This is a genomic window from Sulfuricurvum sp. (assembly GCF_049305995.1).
Taxonomy (GTDB): Bacteria; Campylobacterota; Campylobacteria; order Campylobacterales; family Sulfurimonadaceae; genus Sulfuricurvum.
The window spans coordinates 1-11993 of sequence record NZ_JBAQPS010000109.1; the positions used below are offsets into that span (position 1 = coordinate 1).

Annotated in this window: 12 protein-coding genes; 10 read left to right on the forward strand and 2 right to left on the reverse strand. The window is 44.5% G+C overall.

The window, feature by feature from the left end:
- The 10 genes from WA010_RS03620 to WA010_RS03665 form a co-directional block, all read left to right on the forward strand.
- Positions 1-495, forward strand: a 495-nt coding sequence (locus WA010_RS03620; protein ID WP_422555805.1) for a shikimate kinase, incomplete at its 5' end; no start/stop codon positions are given.
- 5 nt (positions 496-500) lie between these two features.
- A complete protein-coding gene (locus WA010_RS03625; protein ID WP_422555806.1) occupies positions 501-911 on the forward strand; it encodes a thioredoxin family protein in 411 nt (136 codons plus the stop codon).
- Positions 912-922: 11 nt separating this feature from the next.
- Positions 923-2212, forward strand: a complete 1290-nt coding sequence (gene hisD / locus WA010_RS03630; RefSeq protein WP_422555807.1) for a histidinol dehydrogenase — start codon at positions 923-925, stop codon at positions 2210-2212.
- 311 nt (positions 2213-2523) lie between these two features.
- On the forward strand, positions 2524-3159 hold the full coding sequence (locus tag WA010_RS03635) for a 4Fe-4S dicluster domain-containing protein (RefSeq protein WP_422555808.1): 636 nt from the start codon (positions 2524-2526) through the stop codon (positions 3157-3159).
- The gene (gene nrfD, locus WA010_RS03640) at positions 3159-4058 is read left to right on the forward strand and encodes an NrfD/PsrC family molybdoenzyme membrane anchor subunit (protein WP_422555809.1); all 900 of its coding nucleotides are present in this window, start codon (positions 3159-3161) and stop codon (positions 4056-4058) included. Before WA010_RS03635 ends, nrfD begins: the two co-directional genes overlap by 1 nt.
- A 15-nt stretch (positions 4059-4073) precedes the next feature.
- The gene (locus WA010_RS03645) at positions 4074-7463 is read left to right on the forward strand and encodes a molybdopterin-dependent oxidoreductase (protein ID WP_422555816.1); all 3390 of its coding nucleotides are present in this window, start codon (positions 4074-4076) and stop codon (positions 7461-7463) included.
- Positions 7464-7555: 92 nt separating this feature from the next.
- On the forward strand, positions 7556-8173 hold the full coding sequence (locus tag WA010_RS03650; RefSeq protein ID WP_422555810.1) for a TorD/DmsD family molecular chaperone: 618 nt from the start codon (positions 7556-7558) through the stop codon (positions 8171-8173).
- A complete protein-coding gene (locus WA010_RS03655; RefSeq protein ID WP_422555811.1) occupies positions 8170-9267 on the forward strand; it encodes a 4Fe-4S binding protein in 1098 nt (365 codons plus the stop codon). The genes WA010_RS03650 and WA010_RS03655 overlap by 4 nt, the downstream gene beginning before the upstream one ends.
- 96 nt (positions 9268-9363) lie before the next feature.
- Positions 9364-9798 carry a hypothetical protein gene (locus tag WA010_RS03660; protein ID WP_422555812.1) on the forward strand — a complete coding sequence of 145 codons (435 nt, stop codon included), beginning with the start codon at positions 9364-9366 and terminating at the stop codon, positions 9796-9798.
- A 1-nt stretch (position 9799) separates the two neighbouring features.
- Positions 9800-10294 (forward strand): hypothetical protein, encoded by a 495-nt coding sequence (locus WA010_RS03665; protein WP_422555813.1) that lies wholly within the window; start codon positions 9800-9802, stop codon positions 10292-10294.
- Positions 10295-10296: 2 nt separating this feature from the next.
- Here the strand turns inward: WA010_RS03665 and WA010_RS03670 are convergent, their stop codons facing one another.
- On the reverse strand, positions 10297-10977 hold the full coding sequence (locus tag WA010_RS03670) for a response regulator (RefSeq protein ID WP_422555814.1): 681 nt from the start codon (positions 10975-10977) through the stop codon (positions 10297-10299).
- On the reverse strand, positions 10974-11993 hold a 1020-nt coding region (locus WA010_RS03675), incomplete at its 5' end, for a cation:proton antiporter (RefSeq protein ID WP_422555815.1). The genes WA010_RS03675 and WA010_RS03670, both read right to left, overlap by 4 nt.

Genomic DNA, 11993 nt, shown 5'->3' on the forward strand with positions numbered 1-11993 from the left:
GTTTTAATCGGTTATATGGGTGTTGGTAAAGGGTCTGTCGCACGTGAAATTGTAAAGCAAAGTGATTTGATCGCCTTAGATACAGATGATATTATTGAAAGTATGGAAAACCGTGCCATCAAAAAAATTTTTGCCGAAGAGGGTGAAGAATATTTTCGTATATTGGAAGGTAAAATAGCTCGTTGGCTTCAAAAAGAGGTAAAAGGAACCCTCATTTCAACTGGGGGTGGATTTTTTAAAGTACCAAACTTGAAAAAAATTGGGACAGTCGTCTATCTATCAGCTCCGTTTGAGACGATACATAACCGTATTCTAGCTCATCCTGATGCTCAAAAAAAATTGCGTAAACGTCCTTTGTTTCAAGATATCGATAAAGCAATAAAACTTTATGATGAGCGTTCTGTTCTTTATAAAAAAGTAGCGGATATTACGATTGATGTGAGTGGCAAAGAGATTACCGATATTGCTAAAGAAATTTTGAAAAAGGTGAAGTAAAGAAAATGAAAATATTTTTAATAACGATATTGGTAGCATTATCATTATTCGGAACCGATATTAAATGGGAAAAAGAGATATCTACTGCAGTTGAAAAAGGGGTGAAGGAGCAAAAACCATTAATGCTGCTTGTAACTAAAAATGGATGTCGATGGTGTGATGTTCTAAAGCAAACTACACTTAAAAACTCTAAAGTTGTTGCTATTATTAATCAAGATTTTATTGCTTATGAGGGAATAGTTGATAAAAATACGGTTCCTCCGTCTTTGATGACGCAAGGAACTCCAGCTACTTGGTTTATCAAAGGTAAATCACCGATGTTTGAACCGATTATGGGTGCTGTTGAGAGCGATGATTTTCTAAAGGTACTTGAAATTGTTAAACAAGAGTACAAAAAAAGTACAACGAGTAAGTAAAAGGATAGTTAATGACCCTAATTCATACCAATGAACCCAATTTTAAATCGCTTTTCAGTGAGCTTTTAAGACGTGGAAAAATGGATATGGAACACGTATCCACCATTGTTAAAGGGCTTATCGATGAGATTCGCGCTGATGATGATGCCGCTCTGATCCGTCATATTGAGAAATTTGATCGATGGAACCCCACAAGTGGTGCAGACTTACGTATCGATATCGCGGATATGAAACGTGCGTATGAAGCATTGGAACCGACACTCAAAGCATCATTGCATTTGGCGTATGATCGTATTCGCGCCTACCACGAAAAACAGCTTCCGAGAAGCTGGTTCGATACCGAAGCCAATGGGACGATTTTAGGTCAGAAAGTGACTCCTGTGGATCGTGCAGGTCTTTATATCCCCGGAGGAAAAGCGGCGTATCCGAGTTCACTGCTTATGAATGTGATCCCCGCTCAAGTTGCAGGGGTAGAACACATCGTGGTCACCACACCGACTCCCGATAATGAACCCAATGAGCTGTTACTGGCGGCGTGTCATTTGTGCGGCGTGAGCGAAGTGTTCAAAGTCGGCGGAGCCAGTGCGATAGCGGCAATGGCGTACGGCACAGAAACGATCCCTAAAGTGGACGTTATCACGGGACCGGGTAATATTTTTGTTGCTACGGCGAAAAAAATGGTGTTCGGAGAGGTCAATATCGACATGATCGCGGGGCCGAGTGAGATCGGAGTGCTCGCAGATGATTCGGCGAATCCTGTCCATATCGCGATTGATTTGCTCTCTCAGGCGGAACACGATGAGATGGCAAGTTCTATTTTGATCACACCGTCTCAGAAATTTGCGGATGCGTGTGCGGTTGAGATCGAAGTGTGGTTGAAAAAGCTTCCACGCGAAGCGATTGCTCGTAAATCTATTGAAGAGCGTGCCGCGATTATAGTAACCGATACGATGGAAGAGGCGGTAGCTCTGATGAACGAGATCGCCCCTGAACATCTCGAAGTAGCGACTGACAATCCTTTTGCACTTCTCCCATCGATCAAACACGCAGGGGCGATATTCTTGGGTCACTATACTCCTGAAGCGATTGGAGATTATGTTGCGGGACCAAATCATACGCTTCCGACTGGTGGAACAGCAAAATTTTACTCACCGCTTGGGGTTGAGAACTTTATGAAAAAATCCTCTATTATCTCATTTTCACGCCAAGCGATCAATGAAATTGGAGAAGCGTGTGCTCTTATCGCTCATACTGAAGGACTCGATGCGCATGAAGCATCGGTTCGCTGTCGCTTAAATTAAACTAATACACTGTAGGAAATGTCCCTTGCAACCCCCTAAAGCTACCCGTATCTTTCGGATATGGGAGAAGCTAAATCAAACTCTTCAATTGTCATATTTCTTCCCTTTTGCGGGAAAAATTTCCAAACGGTTACATATCAAAAAGTTATAGTAAAAACGGATTCTTTTTTAGTTTCGGTTAAACCTAATTTGGCTAATATCAATCCAGCAGAAATGCCGTCAAATGCCTGTAATCACGGTATCAAATAAAAATTATTCATCTATCTTATGATATGAATGGTTATCACGTGAATTAGGAACAAGGAGAATATATGCAATTGGGTTTCTTGGTAGACCTTCGCCTTTGCATGGGGTGTAAGGGCTGTGAGATCGCATGTAAAGTGGAAAATGAAGTTCCTCTTAGTACATGGCGTCTACGTGTCAAATATGTTGATGTGGGAACATTCCCAGAGACGAAGCGGACATTTACACCGCTTCGCTGTAATCACTGTGCCAATGCACCGTGTGAACGTATTTGTCCGGTAAGTGCATTGCACTATTTAGAAAACGGTATTGTAAACATCGACAAAGAGCGTTGTATCGGATGTGCGGGTTGTGTCTTGGCGTGTCCGTACGGTGCGATCTACATCGATCCGCAAACACAAACGGCAGATAAATGTACCTACTGCGCTCACCGAGTCGCGAGTAGCATGATGCCATCGTGTGTTGTAGCGTGTCCGGTTGAGGCGAATATTTTCGGTGATTTGGATGATCCGATGTCAAGCATCAGTAAATATATCCAATCTCACCAAGGGAATGTTCAAGTACGTAAACCGGAAAAAGGGACAGAGCCTCATCACTTCTATGTCGGTGGCGGTAATGTAACATTGAACCCTCTGGCATCGTTCCGAGGTGAAGGTCATAATTTATTCAATAATCTTAAACATCTCCCTATAGGAGGGCACTAATGGCACATGAAATGATTGCAGCAACCAATGCGATTGTAACTCTTGACGTGGCTCTTCCGGGTATCGTATGGGGTTGGATTATTACCATGAATATGTGGGCAAAAAGCATCGGTACCGGGATTATCTTTCTCGGATTTTATTTGCTCAAAAAACATCCTGAGCAAACTGGATTTATCCGTTTCCCTGTGGTAGCGATTTCAATCGTATTTATCCATATTTTCTTGTTCTTTACGGTCATCGATTTGCACCAAATGTTCCGTTTTTGGCATATTTTCTTTTACCCTCATTTGACATCGGCGATTACGATCGGTGCGTGGATGGCAACCGGTTTTGTAGGGTTGCTCCTAGGTATGGCGTATTTTATCTATGTGAAAAAAGATGAAGCGATGTACGACAAGCTTCTCGGGTGGACTGTTCTACTCGCAGTTCCGGTAACGTTGTATACAGCGGGTCTTATGGCACAATCAACGGCGCGTGAGCTGTGGCAAATGCCGACGGAATCGGCGCAAATGATCTTGGCGGCATTGTTGGCAGGTTCTGCTACGATGATTCTCCTCGGTGGAAATAAATTCTCCGATGCAGTGAAAAAAGATTTGGCGATTGTTTTGGGACTTGCGGCAGCGGCAGCATTTATCCTCTATATGGCGGAATTGATTTTTGGCGCGATGAAAGCGGAAGAGGTTGCAGCGGTTCTCCATTACATTAAAGGCGGCGAATACACCATTATGTTTTGGATCGGTCAAGTGATGGCGTTCATTGTTCCTATGATTTTGGTGTGCCTAAGCCTCAAAAATCAATCGTATTATTTACTGAAAATTGCTGCGGTATCAGCATTGATCGGTTTGTGGGTGAGCAAACACGTTTGGCTCGTTATCCCGCAATTGTTACCAATGAGCTAAAGAGGATTAATTATGATGTATTTAGAAAGTAGAAGAACATTTTTAAAAGGGACCGCGCTCACTGTAGCGGGTGCCGCAATCGCAAAAGGGGTTTTTACCGTAGATGCGGCGGCTGAATCGGTAAAAGAGAGCAAGTTCACCAATACACCCGATACTCTTTCGTTCTATCCTCCGCAAGATCAATGGAGTCATTTCCAAGAACTCGATGGCGTAGACTGGAAACGTGGTGGGATTGATCGCCATGGTGTTCAAAGTGAAAATAATCCTGATGGGATTTATGTTAATGATTACATGATTGTTCCGACAGCGTGTTCGAACTGTGAAGCGTCATGCGGACTTACGGCATGGATCGACAAAAAGACCTTTACTGTTAAAAAATACATGGGTAATCCATTTCATACCGGTTCACGTGGGCGTAACTGTGCAAAAGGATATGCGGTTCAGTCACAAATGTATGATCCGGATCGTATCCCGTTCCCACTCAAACGTGCTCCTGGTTCTAAACGTGGTGAGGGAAAATGGATCCGTACCACATGGGATGAGGCGATGAGTACCATCGGTAAAAAAATGGCCGATACGATCCGAAAAGGGGATCTCCTCTCTAAAAAATCGGTGATGTACCATGTCGGTCGCCCGAATGAAAACGGTTTCGTCCCTCAAGTATGGGAAACGTTGGGGCTTGATTCGTACAACTCTCATACCAATATCTGTTCATCTAATGGACGTACTCCGACGATTTGGACGGCAAATGATGACCGTACCAGTCCTGACTGGGCAAATGCGAAATTGATTTTCCTAAACTCATCACATGCAGCGGACGCAGGTCACTATTTTGCACAATCAGCAGCCTTTATCGCTGATGCCCGTAAAAAGGGTGCAAAATTAGTCGTTATGGACCCTCGTATGTCGAACTCTGCAGGGATGTCTGATCTGTGGATCGCAGCATGGCCGGGGACGGAAGCGGCGATTTATCTCTATTTGGCAAACCGTATCCTCAGTGAAAACATGACCGATAAAAAGTTTGTCAAAAAATGGTTCAACTGGGAAACATTGATGAACGATTCTGAGCATTTGAATTTTATGCTTGAGAAAAAACAGATTACAAAACTTCCTGCTGGGCGTGATTTTGATAGCTATATCGAACTTCTCAAAGATATGTATGCACCGTATACACTTGAGTATGCGGTAAAAGAGACCCATGTACCTGCATACAAACTCGAAAAATTGTATGAGATGTTTATTTGGGCTGGCGATGCGATCTCTACCTATATCTGGCGTGCAGCGGCTGCGGGGAATCGTGGTGCATGGATGGGTGGACGTGCGGCGTATTTCTGTATCGGTCTTCGTGGAGCAATCGGAACCGAGGGGGGAACATTCTTCCATCATTGGCATGTTATCTCTGTTTCGGGTAAGGGCGGAAGCTCTACTGTAGGTCAAGGAATTTCCGGTGCGGATGTACCGAAAGTACAAGCGTGGAATGAGCTTACATGGCCTCCTGAATGGCCATTGTCAACGTATGAACTTTCTTATTTGTTACCACATCTTTTGAGCGATAAAGAGTGGCAGAAAAAATGGAATGATCGCGGATTGACCGTACCGAGTAAACTCGCGGTATGGATCCCTCGTATGTACAATCCGGTTTGGATTAATCCAGATGGATTCCGCTGGATCGAAGTACTCAAAAACGAAGAGATTATGGAACTCACCATGAACCTTTCTCCGGTATGGTCTGAGACCAACTGGTACATGGACTATGTCCTCCCTGTAGGGCTTGCGGGTGAGAGACATGACCAACACTCCGAGGCAACATTCCCAGCACGTTGGTCAACATTCCGTCAACCAGTATTGCGTGTAGCATTAGAAAAATCGGGCTGGAAACCTAAAAATCCTGCACGTGCAACTCTCGAAGCGCATATCAAAGCAGGTCTGGGTGAAGTGTGGGAAGAGAATGAGTTTTGGTTCCAACTCTGTACCGACTTTATCGATCCGGATGGTTCTCTCGGTATCAGAAAAATGTGGGAATCTAAACGTCATCCGGGTAAAACAGTTACTATCGCCGAGTGGTACGATGCGGCGTTCGGAGATAACTTGCCAAAACTCAAAGAGACGGCAACCTCTGATCCACGTTACATGAACGAAGAGTTTCCTGTCTATTCGTATCTCCGTGATTACGGTTTTTGGATGGAAGAGGACAAAATCTACCATGCAATGGAACGCGAACTCAAATTCGAAGAGGGTGAAGTGATCTCTCACGGACATAAATTCGATGCAGGGTCTATGAGCGTAGGTGCGGGTGGAGTTATCTCTGCACAAGATCACCATGGTAAAGAGAAAAAAATCGGTATCGAAATCGACGGCAAGAAAATGGAAGGGTTTGCAACCCTTTCTAAAAAGTTAGAGTTCTATACCCAATGGGCAACTGATTGGCATTGGAGAGAGTATGCTATGCCGTTCTATCCGCGTAATGAGGATGAGAAAAACGAATACATTCACTTGGTCTCTCACGTCAATCATAAATATATGACCGAAGAGAACTCGTTTGCGTTGAACACTGTATTCCGTTTACCGTACAATATTCATACCCGTTCGGCAAACTCGAAACACCTTATGGAGATCTCTCAAAATCATGACCCGATCTGGATTTCGACCAAAGATGCACAGCGTCTCGGATTCAAGCGCGGTGATGCGATTCGTGTCCGTATCGTCGATACCGTTTCAGGGCTAGAGGGTGGTCATTTCGTCGCAATGGCGGTTCCGACTGAGGGTGTTCTTCCTGGAACACTCGCATGTTCTCACCATGGCGGACGCTGGAAACTTACCAATGCGGTTACGATTCCAAACGGTGTCAGTGATGGGAAAGTGGCACCGGGTGTGGCTCCTCGTGATCTTAATAATAAAGAATTCCTTGCTGAATCTCCGGCGAATGTCGGTAAAGCAGGTGGACAAAGTATCATCGATGATTACGAGGGGACAACTGGGCTTAACAGCTTTGGGGTTCCGGTAGCTGAGATCCAAATGGACGGTAAAGTGGGCAAACTCAAATACGTTGAGGGGATTAAACCTTTCCATACAGAACGTTTTGCCGATTATAACCGAGATTCAGGTAATATCTGGTGGGATGGTTTGAGCGGTTCATGGCAAAATGCCGTTGCAGCTCCGCATCCAGACCCTGTTTCAGGTATGCACTGCTGGCACCATAAAGTTCTACTAGAGCCGGCACAAGCGGGAGATAAAATCGGGGATATTTTTGTTAATTACGACAATAACCTCAAAGTATACCAAGCATGGAGAGATAAATTGTCTCGCGGTTTGGATGCATCATCAACCCTTCGTCGCCCTCGCCACATCAAACGCCCATGGGTTAATCTCGATCCATCGGTTTATGAGGTCAGTATCAAGTCGTAAGGCTTGATACCAACCCCTTATAATCTACACCTCTTATGCGCTTTTCAGCCGTATAAGCTACAATCACGTTTACTTTATTAAAGGTCATTTTTATGGACGAAATTATCGCACGCAGTAATTTATATGCGTTGTTATCACGAATATTACTCCAAGAGTTGGATGTGGAGCGTTTAGAAATTTTACGAAATGACGAAACGGTTTTAGAGTTTATGCCCCATTGGCGTGATTGGGAACCTCGTAAAGAGATCGAAGCACAACAGCTTTTGGAAGAGTATTTGAATCCCGATTTTACCAACCTCTCTTTGCTCCATTTGGTACCTTATGAAACGTTTTATACCCGTCCCGATCAGATGATCGAGACGGGTGGTGCTAACCCTGTTACCGACATTTATAGTGCGTATGATTTTCTTGTCGATTATGAAGTGGCTCGCGTCGTGTCGGCGGATCATATCGGTATCGAGATGGAGTTTATGCACCATTTGTGCGAAGCACAACTGCGAGCACTCGAAGAAGTCGATCATGAAGCAGTACAAGAATTGATCAATGTTCAGTATAACTTTTTAAACTCCCATTTGTTGAAATGGGCACCGATGTATCTGATCAACATGAAATACGAATCCCGTACACCTCTGTATTATGACAGCGCAGAGATGGCATTGGAATTTATACTCTCTGATAACGAAACATTGAGTGCTCTGGTAGCTGCGTGAGTCTATTAGAGCTATCACCCGCACGATGCGTCCGCGCTTTGAGTGTCAACTCACTCTGCTCGCTATGTGCAGATGTTTGCCCAGCCAATGCCATTGCGCTAGGCGAACGTCTCCCCTCTATCAACCAATCTCTCTGTGTCGGATGTTCAGGGTGTGTGGCGGTATGTCCGAGTGAAGCGTTTGTATTGGATGATTTTAATCCGACGGAATTTTTCTTTAGTTTTGCTTCTGAAGAGGGAAATCTGGTGTCGTGCCAAAAAAATCTCCCTTGTATCGCTGCTCTCTCGAGTGAGCATTTGATATCACTGTGTAGCCTTAAAAAAGGGTTAATTCTTGATATAGGTCATTGTAGTGATTGTGACATTGGTATCAAAGTGCTAGAAGTGATGGAGGAGAGAATCCAAAGTGCAAATTATCTCCTCGAAGCGATAGAGGTTGAGAGCCGCGTTGTCTCTGAAAAGATTTCTTACGGTAGTGACGAGGTAGATGAGCATAAAGATCGGAGAGATTTTTTCAAAACGTTTCATCTACGTGGGATGGTGAAAGCCAAACACGATTTTGACAAAGAGGTACAAAGCACGACCGATGAATTTGTCGAAATTAGGATAGAGAGTTCTCATACCCAAGAGCTACGGACGAAAAAGATCACCGATCGACGAAAACTCTTTTTTACGGCACTGAAGCGTGTAGAGAAACCATCGCAGTTTCATGTTGTCGATGCGTCGATGATAGGATTTACCTCTCAAAAGATGATGGATGAGGCTAATTGCACCGCGTGTCAGATGTGTTATCGTGTTTGCCCTACGGCAGCACTCACGTCGGATATGCGTAATTCTCGAATCGATTTTGACCCGTTTTTGTGTGTCAAATGCCATTTGTGCCATGACGTCTGTGAGAGCGATGCGATCAGTGTATCAACCTCGTATAATCTTACCGAGTGGTTTGAGCCGAAAGTGCAGAATCTTATTACCTATTCGGTACGCCGATGCGATGAGTGTGCCGCCCTTTTTAGCTCGGTCGGAGGGGAAAAGATTTGCCGCCGTTGTAGACTCGAAGAGGAAGAAGCTCTGGAATTGTGGGGGCTCAATAGATGAAAAAAGCACACGAGTGTGCGTGGGCACTTTGCCGAAGAGAACTCAGCGTTAGCGTAGCCAAGATGGGCTTTGCTCATTTGGCGTTAGGAAATAAATATGAATAATGATAATACCATTACGGTAGCGACAAAATTATATGGATATATTGCCGAAAATGCTCATAGCAGTCGCTTCTCAGTAACACTGAATAAGCTTTACAAAGAGAATGGGATTGATGCGATGATGATCCCTATGAATATACGCAGCGATGATGTCGCCTTTACGATCTCTCAAATGCGCAGTTCCAAGTTAAGCGGTGCGATTATCGGGAGTGAATACCAAGAAGAGGCACTTTCATTGGTAGATGAAGCTTCTAGTGAGGCTTTAGAGGGTGGCTATTGCGACTCTATCATGATACGTGAGGGAAAATTGATCGGGGATTTGATTATGACGAGAGCATTAGAACGTTATGCCGATCGAGACGATTTTGTGGATGATGTCGCGATGCGCTCACAGTGTCACTATTTTTATGATTTAACTACAGGAGAATAAAATGAAAGCAAACGATTTTAGCGATTTAAAGGCTGAATTTGATGAATTTGTGCGGGGAAAATGCGATAGCGGAAGCTGTGAGACATCAACAGAAGAGAATAATCCCGATGATGAACCCGTCCCGAGTTTTGTCGATGAACTCTCCGATAAGCTTTTAGCACCTTATCATAGCGGTGTCTATTTTTCAAGGTTGGATATCAAGCGTGTTGCTGAAGCGATTGATGAGTCGATTCCGATCAAAGAGCGTAAAAAAATGATTAAAGCACTCTTTCGTCACACGACATCAAAAGAGTATTTACGAGGGGCGTTTGATGAGTTTAATCGTCATTTTGGAGGGCGTATATTGATCTATCAAGAACTTTCAAGTACATTCCCCGCATCCAAAACGATTTTTGATGAGAATATTGCGAAGATTAAAAAGACGCAAAAAATGTTGGATCAGATCGTGGAGGATTTTGAAGAGATCGAACCCACTGATGAGCCAATGATGATCTAAAATTACCCCACAAACCGATACCCGATACCCGTTTCCGTAATGATCCAACGGGGTCGGGCAGGGTCGGTTTCGATCTTTTGGCGAAGTTGATTGATAAAAACGCGCAGATAGTGGGTTTCATGTTGATACCCGACTCCCCATATCGCTTTAAGGAGCCATGCGTGGGTGAGGGCTTTCCCCTGATTTTCCATAAACACGCGGAGGAGTTTAAACTCTTTGGGGGTCAATTTGATGAGCTCATCCTCTATGCTCACAATTCGGTTGCTTATATCCATTCGCATATCTGCGACGATTAATATCGGGGATGTCGATTGTGAGGGAGGGACACGGCGTAAGTTGGCATGGATACGGGCGATCAGCTCATCGGTGTTGAACGGTTTGGTGACATAATCATCAGCTCCTGCATTGAGGGCGGCTATCTTATCGGAGTCATCATGGATTGCCGATACGACAATGACCGGAGTTTGCTCATCCTCTCTATAGCGCTCCAAAAATTTTACTCCGCTCATATCCGGCAACCCCAAATCGAGCAAAATCAAGTGAAAATGCTCATCGGCACCTTTTTTCAGTCCCTCTTTTGCCGTTGCCGCTGTCTCTGTCATAAAACCGGCAAAAGCTAACGTCATTGCCAATAACCGACGGATAGAAGCATCATCATCCACGATTAAAATGCGGGGCGTCATGATTCACTCCGAAGGGTTACACGAACGCAAAATCGGTCATTTTCCAACGAGATAGTTAATGTTCCACCATGCACTTCGATAATATTTTGTGACAGTCGCAATCCGATCCCTGAACCCGGTTTACCCTCAGAATTATCAAGCCTGCCGGGAGTATTTCCGAGGGTATCTATCATGTCGGCAGAGGGGAGATCACCGTTGTTACAGATAATCACGGTAATTTCATTAAATGCAGAGGTGATTTCGACACTCACTTCATTCCCGTATTTAAAGGCGTTATCGAGTAGATTGCCGATGGCGAGATGAAGTAAGGCAATATCACCATTTAAAGGTGGGATATCGGGTGAAAATGAGAGTTTGGCTTGTCGTTTCCAGTCTCCCTCAGCTATGGAGAGAGCAGAAGAAACGACATCATCTACTCTAAGCATCGTTTTATTGAGAGGTGTTTTCCCCTCACGAAAACGTGCATTGACCAGCAAATTATCGATCACCTTTTCCATGCGGCGTGACCCCTCGACGATGGTTTTAACCATCTCTTCTTTGTCTTTCTCTGCGAGGGTGAAGTGTGGATTGGATAAATTACCGGCAGCTCCCCGTATGAGGGTGAGGGGGGTTCGCAGTTCATGTGAGAGGAGATCAATTAAACTCTTTTGCATCGTTTCAACGACTTTATTCTCTTTGAATCCACGGGTGATAAAATTTAGAAACGGTCCGGTCATAATGGTCGTTGCCAGTGCCATAACCACAAACATCGTGAAAAGCTCTGTAGAGAGTATCCCCATTTCATATCCGATATTAAGAACCACCAGCTCCATCAGCCCCCGTGTGTTCATCAGTATCCCCAGAGCAAACGAGTCTCGCCAGCTAAATCCCATGTATTTGGAAGCGAGGGCGCTTCCGAAGAGTTTACCGAATACCGCAAGGACGATGATCCCGCCGCAAATCAGCCATGCATCTACACTGTTGAGCAAACCGATTTCACTGCGTAATCCCGTTAGGGCGAAAAAGAGGGGCAATAG

Bases quoted from the DNA above. Each gene is read 5' to 3' on its own strand.
- WA010_RS03625 (WP_422555806.1), top strand. From the start codon at position 501: ATGAAAATATTTTTAATAACGATATTGGTAGCATTATCATTATTCGGA.
- hisD (WP_422555807.1), top strand. From the start codon at position 923: ATGACCCTAATTCATACCAATGAACCCAATTTTAAATCGCTTTTCAGT.
- WA010_RS03635 (WP_422555808.1), top strand. From the start codon at position 2,524: ATGCAATTGGGTTTCTTGGTAGACCTTCGCCTTTGCATGGGGTGTAAG.
- nrfD (WP_422555809.1), top strand. From the start codon at position 3,159: ATGGCACATGAAATGATTGCAGCAACCAATGCGATTGTAACTCTTGAC.
- WA010_RS03645 (WP_422555816.1), top strand. From the start codon at position 4,074: ATGTATTTAGAAAGTAGAAGAACATTTTTAAAAGGGACCGCGCTCACT.
- WA010_RS03650 (WP_422555810.1), top strand. From the start codon at position 7,556: ATGGACGAAATTATCGCACGCAGTAATTTATATGCGTTGTTATCACGA.
- WA010_RS03660 (WP_422555812.1), top strand. From the start codon at position 9,364: ATGAATAATGATAATACCATTACGGTAGCGACAAAATTATATGGATAT.
- WA010_RS03665 (WP_422555813.1), top strand. From the start codon at position 9,800: ATGAAAGCAAACGATTTTAGCGATTTAAAGGCTGAATTTGATGAATTT.
- WA010_RS03670 (WP_422555814.1), bottom strand. From the start codon at position 10,977: ATGACGCCCCGCATTTTAATCGTGGATGATGATGCTTCTATCCGTCGG.